This is a genomic window from Streptomyces thermoalcalitolerans (assembly GCF_039525155.1).
Taxonomy (GTDB): Bacteria; Actinomycetota; Actinomycetes; order Streptomycetales; family Streptomycetaceae; genus Streptomyces; species Streptomyces thermovulgaris.
In genome coordinates this window covers 1-21159 of the sequence record NZ_BAAAHG010000041.1, presented here as the reverse complement: position 1 = coordinate 21159, position 21159 = coordinate 1, and the positions used below count along the sequence as shown (strand labels likewise).

The following is a 21159-nucleotide window of genomic DNA, read 5'->3' as shown; positions in this document are numbered from 1 at the left end:
TGTGGAGCACACAGGGCGGTACGCAGAGTGACTGTCCCGGTGCGGACGGTGTGGTGTACGGGCGTACGGCCGTGACCTGGCCGGGGAATCGTCGGTTCGTCCTCCACACAGAGCAAACAGGGTGGTGGTACGGCATGACAGCGCAGCCGGGCAAGGAAGCTCCCACGAGCAGCGAGGCGGACGACATCGACGACGTCGCGGACCTGTTCCGCGCTCTCGGCCGACAGATCAAGGTCGCCCGGGAACGAGCCGGACTGAGCCAGAGAGAGCTGGGCGACCAGCTCGGGTACGGCGAGGAGACGATCTCCTCCGTCGAACGGGCTCGACGCACCCCGCAGCCCGAACTCCTCATCGCAGTCGACCGGTTGCTGAACTGCGGTGGCCTGCTGGAGGCCGCGGCGGAGGATGTGAGGCGGGCGAAGGCACGGCGACGGGTGCGGCACCCGGAGTGGTTCCGGAATTACGCGCGGCTGGAGGCGGACGCGGTTCAGCTGTGTTACTTCGCCAACCAGGCGGTTCCGGGCCTGTTCCAGACCCAGGAGTACGCGCGTGCCGTGTTCGCCAGTCGACAGCCGTTCTTCGACGAGGAGACCATCGAGCAACGCGTTGCCGCGAGGATGGCCCGGCAGGAACTGATGACCCGGTGGCCACCGCCTACCGTAAGCGCCATCATCCAGGAAAACATTCTGCGCCAGCCGTTCGGCGGACCGGACGTACAGCGCGGGCAGTTGGAACAGCTCCTCCGGATGGGCCAGTTGCGCCATGTGGAGATCCAGGTCATGCCGACCGCGAGCGAGGATCACGCAGGCATGGGCGGCCCGTTCACGCTGCTCATCCCCAAGGGCAAACCGCAGGTTGCCTATCTGGAGGTCCAGCATTTCAGCCGTCTCGTCACCGACCCGGAAGAGGTACGTGTCCTGGCCGCGAAATATGGAAGCATCCGAGGACAGGCGCTCACCCCACGCGAATCCTTGCGCCTGGTCGAGAAGATGCTGGGAGACCTATGAATACCGAACAGTCCGCGCAGCTCAACTGGTTCAAGAGCAGCTACAGCGGTGACGAAGGCGGCGAGTGCGTCGAGGTCGCCGTCGACGCGACCGCCATACACATACGAGACTCCAAGGAACGCAGCGGCCCGCAGCTCGCATTCCAGCAGACAGCGTGGGCCGAGTTCGTCACGAACCTGAAGCGACACCGGAACTGACCAGCCCGCTCCAGGCCGCGACGCTTCGGCCTCACGGCCCGGTCCCTCCCCGAGCGACAGGGCCCGGACGCCGGTCAAGCGTCCGGGCTCCATGCTCAGCTCAGCGTGAGCACCCTGTTCCAGGGGTTCTATTCAGTGCTGTCGGCCTTGTGGCGGGACGCTTCGGATGATTCGGATGCTGCCGAGGTCGGCGGCTCGACCTGCGCCGGGGGCCTTGCCGGAGCCTTGGCCGTGCCGTTCGTGCCGCGTTCGGCGATTCTCTGAAGGAGCCGGGCGAGGTCGACGCCGGTGGTGGAGCTGAGCAGTTCCAGGCCCTGGGCGACGTTGTCGGCGACCGCGCGCGGAAGCCGGCCCGCGCCGTCCGTGGAAATGACCGTCAGCTTGTCCACCGCCGACAGCGGCTCGGCCGCCTTGCCGACGATCTGCGGCAGCACCTCGACCAGCATCTGGAGCACCGCCGCATCGCCGTACCGCTCGAAGGCGTCGGCCTTCTTGTGCATGGCGTCCGCCTCCGCCGCACCCTTGGCGGCGATCGCGGCCGCCTCGGCCTCGCCCTCGATGCGAACGGCCTCGGCGAGCGCCGCACGCTGGGCCTTCTCGCCCTCACCGATGAGCCGTGCCCGCTCGGCCGCCGCCTCGGCCTCCTTGACCAGGGCGATACGGCGGGCCTCCGCCTCCTGCTCGGCCTGGTAGCGGGCGGCGTCGGCGGGCTTGCGGACCTTGGTGTCCAGTTCACGGTCGGTCAGGGCGGCCCGCCGGACGGCGACCTTCTCCTGCTCCTGCAGGACCTCCTGCTGCCGGGCGGCCTCGGCGAGCGGGCCGGCGGCGTTGGCGCGGGCGGCGGCCTCATCCGTCTCGGCCTTGATCTCGGCCTGCTTCAGCGCCAGGGTGCGCTGGGCGATCGCTATCTCCTCCTCCGCCTTGAGGCGGGCCTGCTCGGCGGCGCGCCGGGCGACCGCCTCGGCGATGTCGGCCTCCTGCCGGGCGCGGGCCGCCTCGGGGCGGCCGAGGTCCTCCAGATAGGAGCCCTCGGTGGTGATGTCCTGGATCTGGAAGGCGTCCAGCACCAGTCCCTGCCCGGACAGGCTGGCCTCGGCCTCCTCCGCGACCTGTCCGGCGAAGGCGGCCCGGTCCCGGATGATGTCCTCGACGGACATCCGGCCGACGATGGAACGCAGCGCGCCGGACAGCACCTCCTGGGTGAACCCGACGATGCCCTCCTGCTGCTGGAGGAAACGCTGGGCGGCGGCGCGGATCGAGTCCTCGGTGCCACCGACCTTGACGATGGCGACGCCCTCCAGGTTGGCCTTCACTCCGCGCAGGGTGACCGCGCCCCGGACGGCCACCGGGATCTGTCGGCTGGACAGGTCGAGGGTGAACTTCTGCTGGATGAAGGGCACGACGAAGACACCACCGCCGACCACGACCTTCTGGCCGCTGTTGTCGGTGAAGACCCGGCCGGTCTTGGGGTCGGTGGATCTCTTGCCACGCCGTCCGGTGACGATGAACGCCTCGTGAGGGCCTGCGACCTTGTAGCGGTTGACGACCACGAGAGCCAGCAGGATCAGGAGTACGGCGACTCCGATCACGGCGATCAGTACAGGGCTCATATGTGTAAAACCCCCTCAGCCCTCCCGGGGGACGGCGAATCGGATCGGATCGGGAACGGGTCGGGAACAGTTCGGGAACGGGTCGTGAGCGGCTGGGGAACGGACGCGGGGAAAGGTGCGGCAGAGGGAGGAGGGTGAAGCAGCGGCCGTGCGGCGTCGTGGTGCGGTGCGTCGCTCCGGGGGTCAGCGCTCGACCGGCCGGACCACGACCGAGGTCGCGGACAGCGTCGCCTCCACCCAGACCTCGGCACCCCGCGCCAGGGGCACCGAGCACTTCGCGGCCAGCTTCAGCGGCTGTCCGGCGAGATGCACCAGCACCTCGCCGTATCCCTCGGCCGGAATGGCGGTCACCACGGAACCGGAGATGCCGACGAGATCGCCGCCCCGTGGAGCGGCGTCACCCTGATCCCGCATCAGGGCGCGGCTGAGTTTCCACGTCAACCAGCCCGCGGCAACGCCCGCCACCACGCCGATCGCCGTCGCCCCCGTCGTCCCCAGCCCCGTGGTGCCGAGCACGATCGCCCCGCCGAAGCCGAGCATGGACACGAATCCGGCGATGACCGGCAGGGACAGCAGCCCGTCGAACAGCCCGTCCAGCACCCCGTCGAACAGGCCCTCCAGGACGCCGTCAAGGATCAGCGAGAGCACCAGCAGAACCAGTCCGGCGATCCCGAGACCCAGGAACCAGTTCATTCGGCCCCCCGCTCTCATGCGTATGCCACTCGGATTCACTCTGGTTCGCTTGGGTTCACTCGGGTTTCGCTCGAGATTCCCCCACGCCCGCATGGTGCCATGCGAGCGGGTGACAATACATTGCTCGGTTCCAGCAATCTTTATGCGTTTTTGATGCCGCCTCATATCGTTCTCATTCGGACGATGATGTTCCGCTGCGCGGCTGCCGGACACGGTGCGCGGACGCAGCAAGCTCGACGGCGGTGCGGACCACCCTTGTCACCCCCTGCCCCCTGCGGCCCGCTGCTGCCCACGGCCGCCTACGGGCGCCAGTAGCCGCGGCGGAGCAGCACCGCCAGGGGAACGATCTCGATACGGCCGAGGAACATGAGCGCGGTGAGGATCGCCTTCGACAGCTCCCCGAACGACGCGTAGGAGCCGAACGGGCCGACCGCGCCGAACGCCGGCCCGACATTGCCGAGGCAGGACGCGGCGGCGCCGAGCGCGGTGAACGCACCGGCATCGGCCGCGCCCTCCCCGGCGTCGAGGGCGAGACCGAGCGTCCCGAGCGCGAACGCGACCAGGTAGAGGAGGACGAACACGAGCACCGAGCGGAGCGCCGGGCCTTCGACCACCCGGCCGCTCACACGCACCGGGACGACGGCGTCGGGGTGAACGGCCTGTTCCAGCCCGTGGCGGGCGAAGCGGAGGAGGGTGAGATGGCGGACGACCTTGATCGAGCCGCTCGCCGACTCGGCGGAGGCCCCGACGAACATCAGCGCCAGCAGGGTGAGTGCCGCGAGTGTGCCCCAGGTCGACCAGTCGAGCGTCGCGAAGCCGGTGGTGGTCATCACCGAGACCGCCTGGAAGGCCGCGTGCCGGATGCCGCCGGCCCCGTCCACCGTGCCGTCGGCGAACAGCTCGGCCGCCAGCGCGGAGGCGCCCACGGCGAGCAGGACGAGATACAGGCGCAGCTCCTCGTCGCGGGCCACGGCCCGGATCTGGCGCAGCACGGCGAGACGGTACAGCCGCAGCAGGTTCACCCCGGCCACCGCCATCAGCCCGCACAGCACCCACTGCGTCACCGGCGCGAGGCCCCGGGCCGAGTCGTTCTGCGGGGTGAACCCGCCGAGGGACACGGCGGAGGTCGCGTAGGAGAACGCCTGGAAGAGGTCCATCCGCCGGTCCAGCCCGCTCCACCCCAGGGCGGCCAGGGTCACCACGCCGATCGCCGTCACCGCGAGGTAGACCTTCCAGAGCCGTCGGGCGGTCTCGCGGATGGTCGCGCCGAGCGATTCCATCTCGACCGGTCCCGGCAGCTCGGAGCGCAGAAGTTCGCGGCCTCCGATGCGCAGTCGCGGCAGCACCGCGAGCGCGAGCACGATGACTCCCAGGCCGCCCAGCCAGTGGGTGAACTGGCGCCAGAACAGCATGTCGGGTCCGAGCGCGTTCACATCGGTCAGGACGGTGGCGCCGGTGGCGGTGAACCCCGACATCGCCTCGAAGTAGGCGTCGACCGGGTGAGCGAGCTGCGGGACGCGGCCGAGCACGAACGGCAGCGCGCCGAACGCGGGGACGAGCAGCCAGACGGCGACGACGACGAGGAACCCTTCCCTGAGACCCAGCGGGGGCCGGCTGCCCGTCAGACGCTTGAGCGCCAGGCCCGTCGCAGCCGCGGCGAGCCCGGTGACGAGGAAGGGCCATGGGGGCTCGCCGGCCGCGAGGGCGACGGCTGCCGGTGCGACGAACGCGAGGGCGAACCAGGCGAGCAGAGTGCCGACGACCCCCAGCGCGGTCCGTACGTCGACACCGATGCGCACGGCCCTTCCGATGCGTCCGAGCCGCCCGGTCCACCCGGTCCGTCCGTACGGGCTCCGGCGGCGCGGGCGCGGCGGCAGGCGCGACGGCGTCACAGGTCACGCTCGATCGTGGAGGCGTGCTCGGGCTCGGTGAGGACGACGGCGCGGTCCCCGGGCCGCAGTTCCTCCTCACCACCGGGGAAGAGCACGGTGCCGTCACGGATGATCGCGCCCACGCCGATCCCGGGCAGCGCGTCGATGGGGCGGTGCGCGAACCGGCTGCCGGGCCGGACGGTGACGTCGAGCACCTCGAAACGGTCGTCCTCCAGCATCGCCACCTGGTGGGTGTGCTCGCCGAAGGTGAAGCGGGCCATCTTCTCGGCGGTCTCGTCCCCCGGGTCGATCGTCACGTCGACACCGGCTGCCGCGAAGACCTCGGCGGCGGCGGGATCGTTGAGGACCGTCAGCGTGAGTCCGATCCCGTGGAGCCGTGCGAGCAGCGCCGCGTGCAGGTTGCGCGAGTCGTCGCCGCCGGCGAGCACCGCCGCTCCCGCCGTGCCGATGCGCTCGCGGTGCAGGAACGCCGGGTCGAGGCCGGTGGCGTGGAAGACCCGTGCCCGGTCGAGTGCGTCGGCGGCCGCACGTGCCCGTGCCCGGTCCGGCTCGATCATCCGTACGGAGATTCCTTTGTCGAGCAGCACCCGGGCGATCGCCGTCCCCACGCGCCCGGCGCCGAAGATCACGACGTCGTCGACGGGCTCGGCCCCGGTGACCAGTCGGCCCCAGGTGCGTGCGGCCGGGAGCGACGCCGCCACGATCATCTCGTCGCCGGGCCGCGCCTCCTCGTGCGCGGCCGGCCTGATCCAGCGTCCGTCGCGTACGAGGGCGACCACCCGCGACGCCTCGGACAGCGGCGCATCGCGCGGGAGACGGCCGGCGCGCCACGGCGGCCGGGTCTCACGGACGTCGATGCCGAAGACGACCACCTCGCCGCCGGCGAAGAAGTCCACGTGCCGGGCGCCGGGCACATGGAGGACACGCGCGACGGCGCTCGCGGTCTCGAACGCCGTCGAGACGAGGAGGTCCACGTCGAGATCACCCGCACGCCAGGCCGCCAGGTAGTCCATTCCGGTGGCGCGCACGGCCGTCCGCGCCGACGACAGCCGGCGGGCGAGCATGGCGGTCACCAGGTTGACCTCGTCCCGCGAGGTGCAGGCCAGGACGAGATCGGCGTCCGCCGTGCCGGCTTCGAGCAGCGTCTCCCGCCGGGCGCCGTTGCCGTGGGCGACCCGCACGTCGTAGGTGTGCGAGAGGGCCTCCAGACGCCTCTCGTCGATGTCGATCACCGTGCACTCGTGCGTCTCGGCGAGCGACTTGACCACGGTGTGTCCGACTTGTCCCGCACCCACCACGACGACCCGCATGTCTGCATCGTGGCACGCGCGGGTGCGGACTGCGCGGCACGTCGGCGGCGGGTCCACGGGACAGTGGGTCCCTCGGGCGAGCACGGGCACGGCGGCGGGTTTCCCGGGGCGAGTACGAGCGCATCCGGGCTGTGCCCGGCCGGGGCGGCGGGCCGCGCGTGCCACGGCCTCGCGGACCGAAAGGCCGTACTGTGAGCGTGATGCCGGGAAGGAGCGCGGATGTCCCACCCTGTCGTGGCCGGAATCGACGGATCCCCGGAAAGCCGTGTCGCGGGCGAGTGGGCCGCCCAGGAGGCGGAGCTTCGAGGGCTCCCCCTGCGTCTGGTGCACGCCGCCGAGGCTCCCGACCCCGGCTCCGCCGATCTGCCGGTCGCCTTCCTGTGGCGGCAAAGGGGCGAGGACGCGCTCCGGCACGCCGAGGCCGACCTCGCGGCGCGGCATCCCCGGGTGACGACGAGCAGTGTGCGGGTCACCGACTCCGCCGCGGCCGCCCTGCTCTCCGCTTCCGCGACGGCCGGGCTCCTCGTCGTCGGAGCACGAGGGGACGGCGGGTTCGACGGCCTCGCGGTGGGCTCGACGGCGCTGGAGGTGGCGCGTGGCGCCTCCTGCCCCGTCGTGGTCGTGCCCGGGCCCGGGAGCCCGTCCGCCGGGCGCCAGGAGGCGGAGGTGGCCGTGGGGGTCGGTTCCGGGCCCGTGGACGAGTCGGTTCTGGACTTCGCGTTCGAGTCCGCCGGGCTCCGTGGCGTCCGGCTGCGCGTGGTGCACGCATGGGCTCTTCCGGGTGTTCCGCTGTCGGCGGCGCCGATGGTGCCCGAGGAGGACCGGGGGGCGTGGGAGGACCAGGAGGTCCAGCGGCTGTCCGATGCCCTGCGGGGTTTCACGGACAGATATCCGGAAGTTCCCGTGCTGCACGACGTGGTGCTTCTGCACCCGGCCCAGGCGCTGGTGCACGCCTCCCAGCAGGCCGCTCTGCTCGTCCTGGGGCGGTTTTCGGGCCCGCGGGCGGCCGAGCGCCGGCTGGGTCCGGTGGCCCATGCCGTCCTGCATCACGCCCGGTGTCCGGTGGCCGTGGTGCCCCGGACGTGATCCGGCGTCAGGTCCCGGGGAACACCTCAAGCCCCGAAGTCAGGTCCCGAAGAACACGTCGAACTCCGCGTACAGCTCCGGCGGGACCTTCTTCACGCCCCTGGTCGCGTCCGTGAGCGGGACCCGGACGATGTCCGTGCCGCGCAGAGCCACCATCGTGCCGAAGTCGCCGTCCCGGAGCACGTCCACCGCGTGCAGTCCGAAGCGCGTGGCGAGCCAGCGGTCGTACGGGGACGGTGTGCCCCCGCGCTGGACATGGCCCAGGACCGTCGTCCGCGACTCCTTCCCGGTGCGGTTCTCCAGCTCCCGGGCCAGCCAGTCGCCGATCCCGGACAGGCGCACATGTCCGAACTCGTCGCTCGACTCGTCCTTGACCACCATCTGCCCGGCCTTGGGTGCCGCGCCCTCCGCCACGACGACGATCGGCGCGTAGTTGCTCTCGAAGCGTTTCTCCACCCAGGCGCCCACCTGGTCGAGGTCGAAGGGGATCTCCGGGATGAGGATGGCGTTCGCGCCTCCCGCGACGCCCGCGTGCAGGGCGATCCACCCCGAGTGACGTCCCATCACCTCGACGACGAGCGTGCGCTTGTGCGACTCCGCGGTGGTGTGCAGACGGTCGATGGCCTCGGTGGCGATGCCGACGGCGGTGTCGAAGCCGAAGGTGTAGTCCGTGCCGCCCACGTCGTTGTCGATCGTCTTGGGCACGCCGACCAGGCGCACCCCGGCCTCGGACAGCGCGGTCGCGACCCCGAGCGTGTCCTCGCCGCCGATGGTGACGAGGGCCTCGATCCTGTGCGCGGCAAGGGTGTCCTTGATGCGGTCGATGCCGTTCTCGAGCCGGAGGGGGTTGGTGCGGGAGGAGCCGAGGATCGTGCCGCCGAGCGGCAGGATGCCCCGGACGGCCGGGACGTCCAGGGGCACGGTCACGTCCTTGACCGCGCCGGACCACCCGTCCGCGATGCCGACGAACTCCCAGGCGTACTCCTGCACTCCTTTGCGTACGACGCTGCGGATCACCGCGTTGAGACCGGGGCAGTCGCCACCGCCGGTCAGCACTCCCACCCGCATGGCTTCTCTCCCTCGCCCCGTACGGCCCGTGCCGGCGCACACGGCTCTCCTTCCAGCTTGACCCCGTACGGGGCGCGGCGCACGGTGTCGCCGCCCGCGCCGTCGGCGGGCCGCCGGCGGGCCGGTCGTGCCGCTGTCTCAGGCCGCCGCCCTCCCGGCCAGGGCGGTCCTTCGCGTCCCGTCCGCCCCGTCCGCTCCGTCGTCGGGTCGCTGGGCGAACTGTGTGCGGTACAGCTCCGCGTACCGGCCGTCCGCGGCGAGGAGCTCGTCGTGGGTGCCGCGTTCGACGATCCGGCCGTCCTCGACGACCAGGATGAGGTCGGCGGCGCGCACCGTGGACAGCCGGTGGGCGATCACGATCGCGGTGCAGTTCTCCAGGGCCTCGGCCAGGGCCTCCTGGACGGCCGCCTCCGAGGTGTTGTCGAGGTGGGCGGTCGCCTCGTCGAGGATGACGACCCGCTGACGGGCCAGCAGCAGCCGGGCGATGGTCATGCGCTGGCGTTCGCCGCCGGAGAGGCGGTAGCCGCGCTCGCCGACCACCGTGTCCAGGCCGTCGGGCAGGGAGCGGACGAGGTCGTCGAGGCGGGCGCGGCGCAGGACGTCCCACAGTTCCTCGTCGGTCGCCGAGGGGCGGGCCAGGAGGAGGTTGGCGCGGACCGAGTCGTGGAAGAGGTGGCCGTCCTGGGTGACCATGCCGAGGGTGGCCCGCAGGGAGGCGAAGGTCAGGTCGCGCACGTCGATGCCGCCGATGCGCACGGCGCCCTCGTCGACGTCGTACAGGCGGGGCAGCAGCTGGGCGATGGTCGACTTCCCGGCGCCGGAGGAACCGACGAGGGCCACGGTCTGTCCGGGCTCGGCGCGGAAGGAGATGCCGTGCAGGACCTCGGTGCCGCCGGAGGCCTCCTCTGCTCGGACGGAGCCGGGAGCCCGCGGGGAGGCGTCGGGGCTCGCGATCTCCTCCAGGGAGGCGAGGGAGACCTTGTCGGCGGACGGGTAGCCGAAGCGGACGTTGTCGAACTCGACCGCGACCGGGCCGTCCGGCACCTCGCGGGCGTCCGGCTTCTCCTTGATCAGCGGTTCGAGGTCCAGCACCTCGAAGACGCGCTCGAAGCTGACCAGGGCGCTCATCACCTCCACGCGCGCCCCGGCGAGCGCCGTGAGCGGCGCGTACAGCCGGGTCAGGAGCAGGGCCAGGGCGACGACCGAGCCCGGTTCCAGGGCGCCGCGCAGGGCGAGGAAGCCGCCGAGGCCGTAGACCAGGGCCAGCGCCAGGGCGGACACCAGGGTCAGCGCGGTGATGAACGCGGACTGCGCGGTCGCCGTGCGGATGCCGATGTCCCGCACCCGGCGGGCGCGGGCCGCAAACTCCTCCGACTCCTGCTCGGGACGGCCGAAGAGCTTGACCAGGGTGGCGCCGGGGGCGGAGAAGCGCTCGGTCATGCGGGTGCTCATCGCCGCGTTGAGGGTGGCCGCCTCCCGCTGCATCCGGGCCATGCGGCTGCCCATCCGGCGGGCCGGCACCACGAACACCGGCAGCAGCACCAGCGCGAGCAGCGTGATCTGCCAGGAGAGCGTGAGCATGACGGCGAGGGTGAGCAGAAGGGTGACCACATTGCTCACCACGCCGGACAGGGTGTTGCTGAAGGCCCGCTGGGCGCCGATGACGTCGTTGTTGAGACGGGAGACGAGCGCTCCGGTACGCGTGCGCGTGAAGAACGCGACCGGCATCCGCTGCACATGGTCGAACACGGCCGTCCGCAGATCGAGGATCAGTCCCTCGCCGAGGATGGCCGACAGCCGCCGGCCGAGGATGCCGAGCACCGCCTCGGCCACCGCGATCAGTGCGATGAGCAGGGCCAGCCGTACGACCGTGCCCGGATCGCCTCCCGACACGATCGCGTCGACGACCCGTCCGGCGAGCACCGGGGTCGCCACGGCGAGCAGGGCGGTCACCATCCCCAGAGCGACGAACAGCGCGATACGGCGACGGTGGGGGCGGGCGAACGCGCCGATGCGGCGCAGTGTCGCGCGGGCGAGCGGACGGCGCTCCTGCCGGGCGTACAGAACGCTGTGCAGTTGCGTCCAGGCGGTGGTCTCCATGCTCATGAACCGAACCTAGAACCTCGACCAAACGTGAGGTCAAGGTTTCGCCTCCGCGGTCACCGCCCCGCCGGGAACGGGCCTCGCCCGCGAACCCCGGTACGGACCCCTGTGCGGACCCCTGTCGAGTCAGGGGCACTCAGGGGATATCTTGATGTCGAGTAATGTTGCAGACGTGGAGCGGAGCACCCGGTGACTGACTCGACCATCATCTACACCCACACCGACGAGGCCCCGGCCCTGGCGACGTATTCCTTCCTGCCGGTGGTCAAGGCCTACGCCGCTCAGGCGGGTGTCGCTGTGGAGACCCGCGACATCTCGCTGGCCGGGCGCATCATCGCGGTGTTCCCGGAGTACCTCACCGAGGAGCAGCGGATCCCCGACGCGCTGGCCGAGCTGGGCGAGCTCGCCAAGAAGCCCGAGGCCAACATCGTCAAGCTGCCGAACATCTCGGCGTCGATCCCGCAGCTGAAGGCCGCGATCGCCGAGCTCCAGAGCAAGGGCTACGCGCTGCCGGACTACCCGGACGACCCCAGGACCGACGAGGAGCGGGAGATCCGCGCCCGCTACGACAAGGTCAAGGGCTCCGCGGTGAACCCGGTGCTGCGTGAGGGCAACTCCGACCGCCGCGCCCCCGCCTCGGTGAAGAACTACGCCAAGACCCACCCGCACCGCATGGGCCCCTGGACCGCCGAGTCCAAGACCAATGTGGCGACCATGGGCGTCGACGACTTCTGCTCCACCGAGAAGTCCGTGGTGATCGCCGAGGACGGCGCCCTGCGCATCGAGCTGAAGGGCGACGACGGCTCCACCACCGTGCTGCGCGAGTCCGTGCCCGTCCTCAAGGGCGAGGTCGTCGACGCCGCCGTGATGCGGGTCGCCGCGCTGCGCGAGTTCCTGGCCCAGCAGGTCGCCCGCGCCAAGCAGGAGGGCGTGCTGTTCTCCGTGCACCTGAAGGCCACGATGATGAAGGTCTCCGACCCGATCATCTTCGGTCACGTGGTGCGCGCCTTCTTCCCGAAGACGTTCGCGAAGTACGGCGAGGTGCTCGCCAAGGCCGGTCTGACCCCGAACGACGGTCTGGGCGGCATCTTCAAGGGCCTGGAGTCCCTGCCGGAGGGCGCCGAGATCAAGGCCTCCTTCGAGGCCGAGCTCGCCGAGGGCCCGGACCTGGCGATGGTCGACTCCGACAAGGGCATCACCAACCTGCACGTGCCCTCCGACGTCATCATCGACGCCTCCATGCCGGCCATGATCCGCAACTCCGGCCACATGTGGGGCCCGGACGGCCAGGAGCGCGACACGCTCGCGGTCATCCCGGACTCCTCCTACGCCGGTGTCTACCAGGCCGTCATCGACGACTGCCGTGCCAACGGCGCCTACGACCCGTCGACGATGGGCTCGGTCCCGAACGTCGGCCTCATGGCGCAGAAGGCCGAGGAGTACGGCAGCCACGACAAGACCTTCGAGATCCCGGTCACCGGTACCGTCCGCCTCGTCGACCAGAACGGCGACGTCCTGATCGAGCAGCAGGTCTCGGCCGGCGACATCTTCCGCGCCTGCCAGACCAAGGACGCCCCGATCAGGGACTGGGTCAAGCTGGCCGTCACCCGCGCCCGCACCACCGGCGACCCGGCCGTGTTCTGGCTGGACGAGAACCGCGCCCACGACGCCAACCTGATCGCCAAGGTCAAGCAGTACCTGCCGGAGCACGACACCGAGGGCCTGGACATCCGCATCCTGTCCCCCGTCGAGGCGGCCAAGCTGTCGGTGGAGCGCATCCGCCGCGGTGAGAACACCATCTCCGTCACCGGCAACGTGCTGCGCGACTACCTCACCGACCTGTTCCCGATCCTGGAGCTGGGCACCAGCGCCAAGATGCTGTCGGTGGTCCCGCTGATGGCGGGCGGCGGCCTGTTCGAGACGGGCGCCGGCGGCTCCGCGCCCAAGCACGTGCAGCAGCTGCTCAAGGAGAACTACCTGCGCTGGGACTCCCTGGGTGAGTTCTTCGCCCTGGTGCCGTCCTTCGAGCAGTACGCCAAGACCACCGGCAACGCGCGCGCCCAGATCCTCGCCGACACCCTCGACCGGGCCACGGCGACGTTCCTGAACGAGAACAAGTCCCCGACCCGTCGCCTCGGCGGCATCGACAACCGCGGCAGCCACTTCTACCTGTCCCTGTACTGGGCGCAGGAGCTGGCCCGGCAGACCGACGACGCCGACCTGGCCAAGGTCTTCGCGCCGCTCGCCGAGAAGCTCGCCGCCGACGAGCAGAAGATCGTCGACGAGCTGATCGCCGTCCAGGGCAAGCCGGCCGACCTCGGCGGCTACTACCAGCCCGACCCGGCCAAGGCCGCCGCGGTCATGCGCCCGTCGGCCACCTGGAACGAGGCCCTGGCCTCCCTGGGCTGACCCGGCCGGCGCCCCGGGCCTGACGGTCCTCCGTTCCCCCCTCCGCCCCGACCGGCACCCGCCGGCCGGGGCGGACCCGTCTGTACCGCTGGTACGGACCTGTTGTGTGACAGCTGTGTGGCGTTTCCCGCCCGGCTCTGGCGCCGTGCGACGCATGTGCTTACCCTGACTCGCATGATCATGCTCGTGACCCGCCGCCACGTCGACTACGGACGTGTCACCAGCATGGGTTGTCGCCTTTCCGGCTGACGTCCCCTTTCGGGCTGACGTCCCCTTTCGGGCCGGCGTCCCGCGGACCGCCCTCCCCCGTTCCGGTACGCGGTCCTCTCTCCCGCTTTTCCTCCGGATCCCGTCCTTTCGTTCCGGATCCCGTCCCTTCGGACACGCACACGCTCACGCGCGCCCCGGGCGTACCCGCGGCACGCGGCGCGCGACACACGACAAGCACGACACACACGACCAGCACGACCAGCACGCCACACCGGCAGTCCGGCCTTCCGCACATCGCACCGCCGTCCGGCACCGCCGTACCTTCGCACGAGGAGCACCATGAGCGACCCCACCCAGCCCGTCGACGCCGTCACCGCCGGCCACACGCCCGACGAGGCGTCCGCCGGGCCCGACATCCCCGCCTGGTCGTTCGAGACCAAGCAGGTGCACGCCGGGGCCGCACCCGACCCGGTGACCGGCGCACGGGCGACGCCGATCTACCAGACCACGTCGTTCGCCTTCCGGGACACGCGGCACGCCGCCGACCTGTTCTCGCTCGCCGAGCCCGGCAACATCTACACCCGTATCCACAACCCCACCCAGGACGTCCTCGAGCAGCGGATCGCGGCGCTCGAGGGCGGGGTCGCCGCGGTGGCGCTGTCCTCCGGGCAGGCCGCGGAGACGCTCGCGCTGCTGACCGTCGCCGGTGCCGGTGACCACGTCGTGTCCAGCGCGTCGCTGTACGGCGGCACGTACAACCTGTTCCGGCACACCCTGCCGAAGTTCGGCATCGAGGTGTCGTTCGTCAAGGACCCGGACGACCTGGACGCCTGGCGGGCGGCGATCCGGCCGAACACCAAGGCGCTGTTCGCGGAGTCGCTGGGCAACCCGCGCGGCAATGTGCTGGACGTGCGCGCGGTCGCCGACGTGGCGCACGCCGCGGGGGTGCCGCTGATCGTGGACAACACGGTGCCGACGCCCTATCTGCTGCGTCCCCTCGAGCACGGCGCGGACGTCGTGGTGCACTCGGCGACCAAGTTCCTCGGCGGGCACGGCACCACGATCGCGGGTGTCGTGGTGGACGGCGGCACCTTCGACTTCGGCGCGCACGCCGACCGCTTCCCGGACTTCAACGAGCCCGACCCCAGCTACCACGGCCTGCGCTACTGGCCGGCGCTCGGGCCGGGCGCGTTCGCCGTCAAGCTGCGGGTGCAGTTGCTGCGCGACCTGGGGCCGGCGCTGTCCCCGCACTCGGCGTTCCTGCTGCTGCAGGGCGTGGAGACGCTGAGCCTGCGGATGGAGCGGCACTCCGCCAACGCGCAGGCCGTCGCGGAGTGGCTGGAGGAGCGTGACGAGGTCTCGGCGGTCCACTACGCGGGACTTCCCTCCAGCCCCTGGTACGAGGCGGCGCGCACCTACCTGCCGCGCGGTGCGGGCGCGGTGGTCTCCTTCGAGCTGCGCGACGGGGTCGAGGCGGGCAAGCGGTTCGTGGACGGGGTGCGGCTGTTCAGCCATCTCGCCAACATCGGCGACGTGCGCAGCCTGATCATCCACCCGGCGTCCACCACGCACAGCCAGCTGGACGAGGAGCAGCTGGCGGCGACCGGGACCGCGCCGGGCCTGGTGCGGCTGTCGGTCGGCATCGAGAACCTCGCCGACCTCAAGGCGGATCTGGAGGCCGGTTTCCGCGCGGCCAAGGCGGCGGCTTGAACGCGGTGACCGCCGCCCCCGCGGATCCCCTCCCCCGCCTGCCGGCCTCCGGCGCCTGGCGGGAGGGGGATCCTCCGGGGCGCCGCCGGTGGCACCGTCTGCGCCGGCCGCTGCCGCTGGAGGCGGGGGGTGAACTGCCGGGCGTACGGCTGGCGTTCGAGACATGGGGCCGGCCGGCCCCGGATGCCTCCAACGCGGTGCTGGTGCTGCACGCGCTCACCGGCGACAGTCATGTCGCCGGGCCGGCCGGGCCCGGCCATCCCACGCCGGGCTGGTGGGACGGGCTGGTCGGGCCGGGCCGGGCGCTGGACACCGACCGGTGGTTCGTCGTCGCACCGAATGTGCTGGGCGGCTGCCAGGGCAGTACGGGACCGGCCTCGCCGCGGCCCGACGGGACGAGACGCTGGGGCGGGGCCTTCCCGTTCGTCACCCAGCGGGACCAGGTGGCGGCCGAGCGGGACCTGGCGGACGCGCTGGGCATCGAGACGTGGGCCCTGGTGATCGGCGGCTCGATGGGCGGGATGCGGGCCCTGGAGTGGGCGGTGTCGTATCCGGAGCGCACGGGCGCCCTGCTGCTGCTCGCCACGACGGCGGCGGCGAGCGCGGAGCAGATCGCGTGGGCGAGCGTCCAGCTGCACGCCATCCGCAGTGATCCGCACTGGCGCGGCGGCGACTACCACGACACCGGTTCCGGGCCGCACGCCGGCCTGGGGCTGGCCCGCCGTCTGGCCCATGTCACCTACCGCAGCGAGGCCGAGCTCCGGCTTCGCTTCGGCCGTGCCCCGCAGGGCACGGAGCATCCGTGGTACGGCGGCCGCTACCAGGTGGAGTCCTATCTCGACCACCACGCGGAGAAGCTGATCCGCCGGTTCGACGCGGCCAGCTATGTCGTGCTGACCGAGGCGATGAACGCCCATGACGTGGGGCGTGACCGGGGCGGGGTGCGCGCCGCCCTGCGCCGGGTGACCGCTCCCACGCTGGTGGCCGGGGTGGACTCCGACCGTCTCTATCCGCTCTCCCAGCAGGAGGAGCTGGCCTCGGGCATCCCGGGCGCCGACCGCCTGCGGGTGATCGAGTCGCCGTACGGCCACGACGGCTTCCTGCTGGAGACGGAGCAGGTGGGACGGCTGGTCCGGGAGCTGCTGGGGCCGGACTGAGCCGTGTCGATGCTCCTCCTGCCTGTCAGTGGGATGCGGCAGGATCGAGGGGCCATGACGTCGCGCTCTCCGCGGTGGTACGAGGTGGTACGGGGTGGCGCGAGGAGAACGCGTCACGAGAACGCGGCGCCGGCCGAAAAACGGCCGGTGCCGGCCGCGGAGAGCGCGTGGAGAAAGAGCAAGGAGCAGCCCCATGCCCGCCCTCGCACCGTCCTTCGACCTGCTGCCGGGTGCCGACGACTCTCCCGTGATCCTGCATGTGCCGCACTCGGCGCGGGAGATACCGGCCGATGTGCGCGCGGGGATCGTGCTGGACGACGCGGCGCTGGAGCGGGAGCTGGACCACATCACCGACGCGCACACCGCACGGATCGCCGAAGTGGCGGCCGGCCTCGCGGCCGTCGCACCGTGGCGGTTCGTGAACCGGCTGTCGCGGCTGGTGGTGGATCCGGAGCGGTTCCCGGACGAGCGGGAGGAGATGCTCGCCGTCGGGATGGGCGCGGTGTACACGCGGACCACGCACCAGGAGGTGCTACGGCCGGCGGACACCGATCCCGAACCGCTGCTCGAGCGGTACTTCCGGCCGTACGCCGAGGCCATGACGGAGGCGGTGGCCGGCCGGCTGGCCGCGACCGGACGGGCCGTGATCATCGACGTGCACTCCTACCCGAGCGCCGCGCTGCCCTACGAGCTGCACGGCGAGGGGCCCCGGCCGCCCGTGTGCCTGGGCACCGATGCCTTCCACACGCCGCCGGAGCTGACCGAGCTGGCCCGCAAGGCGTTCGAGCCGTGCGGGGAGACGGGGCTGAACAGCCCGTTCAGCGGAACGTACGTCCCGCTGAGGTTCCACGAGAGCGACGCCCGTGTGCACGCCCTGATGGTGGAGATGCGCCGGGACCTCTACATGACCGAACCGGGCGGTCCCGCGAACCCCGGGCTGGACCGGCTCGGCGAGGCGCTGGCCGCCCTCGTCGACGGTCTGGGCCGCTGACCCGGCCGGTGACCCTGCTCCCGGCCGGTGAGCGCTGCCCCGGCCGGGCCGGCGGTCAGGCCCGCAGCCACTCCGTGACCACGACCTCCCCGCCGGTGTGCAGCCGCAGCGCGAACGGGCCGGCGGGCGGTGCGTCGGTCAGGAAACGGCCCAGGTCGTCGGCGGTGAGCGAGGTTCCCGGCTGCGGGCCGCCCAGCACCTCGATGCGGGCCGGCTGGGGCGGCAGCACCTGTCCCATCAGGCCGTCCCCGGTGACCTCGACGTCCACGGTCAGCTCGCCGGCCTGAAAGGTCAGCATCCGCGGGGTGTCCGTCGCGCCCCGGACCGGCAGGGCGTCGACGAGCGAGTCGAAGGTCAGCTCGGCGATACGGGCGTCCAGGTCGTGCAACGCGTAGGCGTCGACGGCCATCTGGAGCAGATGGTCCGGGACGGGGTCGAGGACGGCCGCGGCCTGCCGCAGCTCCTGCTCCAGCAGGCCCTCGTCCCACGGCCCTCCGTCCGGCTCGCCGGTGCAGGGGTTCTCCCGGCAGTTCTCGCGGTCGTTCATGTCGTCCCCCGTGCGTCGAGTCGTGCGCGCAGACGCCGCAGACAGCGCTGGCGCAGAGGTCCGATACTGCCCACGGCGATTCCCAGTGCGGCGGACACCTCCTGGTAGCTGGGCGGCGGTGAGGAGATCAGCACACGCAGCAACTGGCGGCAGCGGTCGCCGAGTTTCTCGAACTCCTGCCACAGTCTGCGGATCCGCTCGCTCTGTGCGGCGGCCTCCTCGGCGTCGAGCAGCGACTGCTCCGGTGTGCTCTCCTCGCTCACCCGGTCCAGCAGCTGCGGATCGTCCGTCACCGTCAGCCGGCTCAGGCTCCGCAGCGTCTTCAGACACTCGTTGCGCGCGGTGCTCGCCAGCCACGAACCCACCTTGTCGGGCTCCCGGATCCGCCCGAGATGCTGCGCGAAGCGGAACCAGACGGTCTGGTACACCTCGTGCCCGTCGGCGTCGGAGAGCCGGTGTGCGCGTACGACGGACCACACCAGCGGACTGAGCCCCTCCACCAGCGCCTTCCAGGCCGCCGCGTCGCCGTCGACGGCGGATCGGACAAGCGCGCCGACATCTGCACGGTCCACGACCTCACCCCTCGAATACGGCATGTCATGGTACGCCGCGGGGGGGGGGGGAGAGTTCCGGCCCTCATGACGCCGGAGCGGGACGCGTGACGGGGACCGGGCGCCAGGTGGGCGGGCGCAGTGCCGGCACATGCGCCCCGCGCACTTCGGCGTATTCGGTGGTGGCCTCGAGCAGTTGACGGCGAGCCGCGCGCGGGTCGCGCTCCTTGTGCGCCGTCATATGGGCGGCGACCATGCCGGCGGCGACGGGGGTGGCGAAGGAGGTCCCGCTCCACTGCGCGTACCCGTCGAACATCACCTGGTCCGGCTTGGCGGAGGCGGCCTCCTGTTCCTCGCTGAGCACGCCGGTGTGGCGAGGGGACTGACAGGTGCAGACGTAGCCGAAGCCGTACCGGCAGGCGTCGTAGGTGGAGTGCTGGTAGACGTACGGCACGGGCGTCTCGAACCCGGTGAGGGTGCTGGTCAGCCGCTCACCGGGGGCGTACGCCTTCACCCAGGCGCCGTGGTTGCTGAAGCAGGCGCCGTATTCACCGTCGCCGCGCAAGGCGCCGACGGACAGGACGGAGTCGGCGTACTCGGGCAGGCCGGCGTAGGCGGCGGGCCAGAACGGCGTGGCGCTGCCGTTGTTGCCGGCGGCCGCCACCAGAAGGGTGCCCCGGGCGCGCAGTTCCCGCATGAAGGCGTCGACGCCGAGCAGGCCGTCGGTGCGGCCGTTGGAGGTGCCGGCGGACAGGCTGATGATGTCGGGCCAGCCGTCGGCGTCGACGGCCTCGAAGAGCTTGGTGCCGAACTCGTGCTCCAGGATGGCGCCGGCGTTGTTGAGGGTGCCGCGCACGGTGATGTCGGTGTTGGGGGCGACGGCCGCGACGAGCCCCGCGATGAACGTGCCGTGGCCGGCGTACTGCCGCAGGACTCCGGCGTCGTCGGTCTCCCGCGCCTCGGCGTCGCCCCGGACGCGGGCCAGCAGCGGGACCGAGCGGTAGTCGTGCGTGAGGCCGGTGTCGATGACGAGAACGCCGACAGCGGTGTCCGCGTCGTAGGCGGTGCCGGCGGGCGCCGGGTTGGTGCCCCCGGCGCGCGGGGCGGGCACGGGCTCGTCGCCGGGGCAGGCGTTGACCGCGATGGACACCACGTGGTTGCGGCTGACCAGCTTCCGTCCGGCCCGGTCCTCGTACGCGCGCAGGGCGCGCAGCGCCTGGGTGACGGCGCGGTCGCCGTCGCGGCCGCCCTCGCCCGGGTCGCCGACCCGGATACGGGTGACACCGGTGCGGTTGGTCTCGGGGCTCGCCCGGCGCACACGGTCGGCCAGCAGCCCGGCCACCCCGGTGAAGTGCGCACGGACGGTGTCCTCGACGAGGCGGGCCTCCTCGCCGTCACGGGCGAGGACGACGCCCTTCTCGTAGAGGAACTCGGCCGAGTCGTCCGGGCCCATCGCCAGCGGCACGTCCGGCATCGAGCGCTGGATCTGGTCGAACTGCTCACGGAATCGCTGGGGCGCCACGGCGTGTCCTCCCAAGGGTGCGGTGGTTCGACAGTCAGAGCCGCACAGGCCACCTTTGATACAGCGTCAGGACCACTGTGCGCGGTTACAGGGCCGCCACCGGGCCACTACCATCCGACGCGTGACAGCCGGAAGCGCCTCGGTCCTCGAACTGCTGCCCATGGTGTTCGCCGCTCCCAACGAGGCCCTGGCGCGGGCCCGGCGGCTGCTCGGCACCGATCCGCCGCCGCTGCACGCCTCCGTCGCCCACCAGGTGATCGGCATCTGGCAGCGGGACTTCGGCGACCTGCGTCTGGCTCTGCGGCATCTGCGGCGCGCCCGGGATCTGGCGGCACAGGCGGACTCGGCCGAGCGGGAGGCCGATGTCCTGGCCACACTCGGGGTTGCGTTGGTGCACGCGGGGCGCACTCGGCAGGGGCTCGCGGCGTTCGAGCGCGGGGTCGCGCGCGGGACGGGGCACACCCGGGCGCGGGTGCTGTACCGGCGGGCATATGTGTGGTGGGTGCTGGGGCGGCACCGCGAGGCGCTGGAGGACGTACGGCGGGCGATTCCCGTACTGCGGCAGGCCGGCGACGTGATCTGGACGGCACGGGCGCTGACGCTGCGGGCCACCGTGCATCTGGCGCTGGGCGCGGTGGAGCGGGCGAACGCCGACTTCGCCGCGGCGCAGGCGCTGTGGGACACCACCGGCCAGGAGCACGACAAGGCCGACGCCGTGGAGAGCCGGGGCCTGGCCGCGTTCCGGGAGGGCGACATCCCGGCGGCCCTGCGGCTGCTCGACGAGGCCGCCGAACGGTACGCCGCGCTCGGCACGCCCACCTTCATGCTCACCATCCGGCGCTGCGAGGTCCTGATGGCGGCCGGGCTCGCCCCGGAGGCGCTGGCCGAGGCGGACGCGGCGCTCGCCGAACTGGACGGCATCGGCGGCCAGCCGACCCGCAAGGCGGAACTGCTGCTGGCCGCGGCGCGTGCCGCGCGGCTGGCGGGCGACCCGCACACGGCGATCACGCGCGCCGCGGCGGCCGTACGGTTGTTCGCCGGGCAGCAGCGCGCCTGGTGGGAGGCGCACGCCCGGCTGGTGCTGCTCGAGGCGCGG

At 72.0% G+C, this 21159-nt stretch carries 16 protein-coding genes and 1 pseudogene; 8 read left to right on the top strand and 9 right to left on the bottom strand.

From position 1 onward, the window contains the following. Positions 1–134 precede the first annotated feature (134 nt). Together ABD224_RS21360 and ABD224_RS21355 are read left to right on the top strand one after the other, a co-directional pair. Entirely contained in the window at positions 135–1007 is an 873-nt protein-coding gene (locus tag ABD224_RS21360) for a helix-turn-helix domain-containing protein (protein ID WP_344052287.1), read from the top strand. Further along, the gene (locus ABD224_RS21355; protein WP_344052285.1) at positions 1004–1204 is read left to right on the top strand and encodes a DUF397 domain-containing protein; all 201 of its coding nucleotides are present in this window, start codon (positions 1004–1006) and stop codon (positions 1202–1204) included. Before ABD224_RS21360 ends, ABD224_RS21355 begins: the two co-directional genes overlap by 4 nt. A 128-nt stretch (positions 1205–1332) precedes the next feature. On the opposite strand, the gene ABD224_RS21350 is transcribed toward ABD224_RS21355, so the two are convergent. The 4 genes from ABD224_RS21350 to trkA all read right to left on the bottom strand — a co-directional run bounded on the left by ABD224_RS21350 (position 1333) and on the right by trkA (position 6709). Beyond that, positions 1333–2814, bottom strand: a complete 1482-nt coding sequence (locus ABD224_RS21350; protein WP_344052283.1) for a flotillin family protein — start codon at positions 2812–2814, stop codon at positions 1333–1335. A gap of 183 nt (positions 2815–2997) precedes the next feature. After that, positions 2998–3507 (bottom strand): hypothetical protein, encoded by a 510-nt coding sequence (locus ABD224_RS21345; RefSeq protein ID WP_344052281.1) that lies wholly within the window; start codon positions 3505–3507, stop codon positions 2998–3000. 299 nt (positions 3508–3806) lie between these two features. Beyond that, positions 3807–5306: a TrkH family potassium uptake protein gene (locus ABD224_RS21340; protein WP_344052279.1), complete on the bottom strand. Its 1500-nt coding sequence runs from the start codon at positions 5304–5306 to the stop codon at positions 3807–3809. 89 nt (positions 5307–5395) lie between these two features. Next, a complete protein-coding gene (gene trkA / locus ABD224_RS21335) occupies positions 5396–6709 on the bottom strand; it encodes a Trk system potassium transporter TrkA (protein WP_344052277.1) in 1314 nt (437 codons plus the stop codon). 219 nt (positions 6710–6928) lie between these two features. On the opposite strand from trkA, the gene ABD224_RS21330 reads away from it, so the two are divergent. After that, entirely contained in the window at positions 6929–7795 is an 867-nt protein-coding gene (locus ABD224_RS21330; protein ID WP_344052274.1) for a universal stress protein, read from the top strand. Between the two features lie 39 nt (positions 7796–7834). Here ABD224_RS21330 and ABD224_RS21325 read toward each other — a convergent pair whose 3' ends face one another. Both ABD224_RS21325 and ABD224_RS21320 read right to left on the bottom strand, forming a co-directional pair. Then, on the bottom strand, positions 7835–8863 hold the full coding sequence (locus tag ABD224_RS21325) for a 6-phosphofructokinase (RefSeq protein ID WP_344052272.1): 1029 nt from the start codon (positions 8861–8863) through the stop codon (positions 7835–7837). Positions 8864–9001: 138 nt separating this feature from the next. Further along, a complete protein-coding gene (locus tag ABD224_RS21320; RefSeq protein WP_344052354.1) occupies positions 9002–10963 on the bottom strand; it encodes an ABC transporter ATP-binding protein in 1962 nt (653 codons plus the stop codon). A gap of 192 nt (positions 10964–11155) precedes the next feature. Here ABD224_RS21320 and ABD224_RS21315 point away from each other — a divergent pair, with 192 nt between their 5' ends. The 4 genes from ABD224_RS21315 (at position 11156) to ABD224_RS21300 (ending at position 17443) form a co-directional block, all read left to right on the top strand. Beyond that, positions 11156–13375 carry an NADP-dependent isocitrate dehydrogenase gene (locus tag ABD224_RS21315; RefSeq protein ID WP_344052269.1) on the top strand — a complete coding sequence of 740 codons (2220 nt, stop codon included), beginning with the start codon at positions 11156–11158 and terminating at the stop codon, positions 13373–13375. 549 nt (positions 13376–13924) lie between these two features. Next, on the top strand, positions 13925–15295 hold the full coding sequence (locus ABD224_RS21310; RefSeq protein WP_344052267.1) for a bifunctional o-acetylhomoserine/o-acetylserine sulfhydrylase: 1371 nt from the start codon (positions 13925–13927) through the stop codon (positions 15293–15295). Beyond that, positions 15292–16452 (top strand): homoserine O-acetyltransferase MetX, encoded by a 1161-nt coding sequence (gene metX / locus ABD224_RS21305; RefSeq protein ID WP_344052265.1) that lies wholly within the window; start codon positions 15292–15294, stop codon positions 16450–16452. The genes ABD224_RS21310 and metX overlap by 4 nt, the downstream gene beginning before the upstream one ends. Positions 16453–16645: 193 nt before the next feature. Beyond that, positions 16646–17443, top strand: coding sequence for an N-formylglutamate amidohydrolase (locus ABD224_RS21300; RefSeq protein ID WP_344052263.1), 798 nt, complete (start codon positions 16646–16648; stop codon positions 17441–17443). 55 nt (positions 17444–17498) lie between these two features. Here the strand turns inward: ABD224_RS21300 and ABD224_RS21295 are convergent, their stop codons facing one another. Genes ABD224_RS21295 through ABD224_RS21285 form a run of 3 tightly spaced genes read right to left on the bottom strand, consistent with a single transcriptional unit; the run spans position 17499 to position 20063 of the window. Next, a complete protein-coding gene (locus ABD224_RS21295) occupies positions 17499–17990 on the bottom strand; it encodes a hypothetical protein (RefSeq protein ID WP_344052261.1) in 492 nt (163 codons plus the stop codon). After that, positions 17987–18586 carry an RNA polymerase sigma factor gene (locus ABD224_RS21290; protein ID WP_344052259.1) on the bottom strand — a complete coding sequence of 200 codons (600 nt, stop codon included), beginning with the start codon at positions 18584–18586 and terminating at the stop codon, positions 17987–17989. Before ABD224_RS21290 ends, ABD224_RS21295 begins: the two co-directional genes overlap by 4 nt. Before the next feature lie 40 nt (positions 18587–18626). After that, a complete protein-coding gene (locus ABD224_RS21285) occupies positions 18627–20063 on the bottom strand; it encodes a S8/S53 family peptidase (protein WP_344052256.1) in 1437 nt (478 codons plus the stop codon). 121 nt (positions 20064–20184) lie between these two features. On the opposite strand from ABD224_RS21285, the pseudogene ABD224_RS21280 reads away from it, so the two are divergent. Next, positions 20185–21159: pseudogene (locus tag ABD224_RS21280) on the top strand (CHAT domain-containing protein); the annotation flags it as partial.

Coding starts and splice junctions, on each gene's coding strand:
- ABD224_RS21360 (WP_344052287.1), top strand. CDS start 135: ATGACAGCGCAGCCGGGCAAGGAAGCTCCCACGAGCAGCGAGGCGGAC.
- ABD224_RS21355 (WP_344052285.1), top strand. CDS start 1,004: ATGAATACCGAACAGTCCGCGCAGCTCAACTGGTTCAAGAGCAGCTAC.
- ABD224_RS21350 (WP_344052283.1), bottom strand. CDS start 2,814: ATGAGCCCTGTACTGATCGCCGTGATCGGAGTCGCCGTACTCCTGATC.
- ABD224_RS21345 (WP_344052281.1), bottom strand. CDS start 3,507: ATGAACTGGTTCCTGGGTCTCGGGATCGCCGGACTGGTTCTGCTGGTG.
- trkA (WP_344052277.1), bottom strand. CDS start 6,709: ATGCGGGTCGTCGTGGTGGGTGCGGGACAAGTCGGACACACCGTGGTC.
- ABD224_RS21330 (WP_344052274.1), top strand. CDS start 6,929: ATGTCCCACCCTGTCGTGGCCGGAATCGACGGATCCCCGGAAAGCCGT.
- ABD224_RS21325 (WP_344052272.1), bottom strand. CDS start 8,863: ATGCGGGTGGGAGTGCTGACCGGCGGTGGCGACTGCCCCGGTCTCAAC.
- ABD224_RS21320 (WP_344052354.1), bottom strand. CDS start 10,963: ATGGAGACCACCGCCTGGACGCAACTGCACAGCGTTCTGTACGCCCGG.
- ABD224_RS21310 (WP_344052267.1), top strand. CDS start 13,925: ATGAGCGACCCCACCCAGCCCGTCGACGCCGTCACCGCCGGCCACACG.
- ABD224_RS21300 (WP_344052263.1), top strand. CDS start 16,646: ATGCCCGCCCTCGCACCGTCCTTCGACCTGCTGCCGGGTGCCGACGAC.
- ABD224_RS21295 (WP_344052261.1), bottom strand. CDS start 17,990: ATGAACGACCGCGAGAACTGCCGGGAGAACCCCTGCACCGGCGAGCCG.
- ABD224_RS21290 (WP_344052259.1), bottom strand. CDS start 18,586: ATGCCGTATTCGAGGGGTGAGGTCGTGGACCGTGCAGATGTCGGCGCG.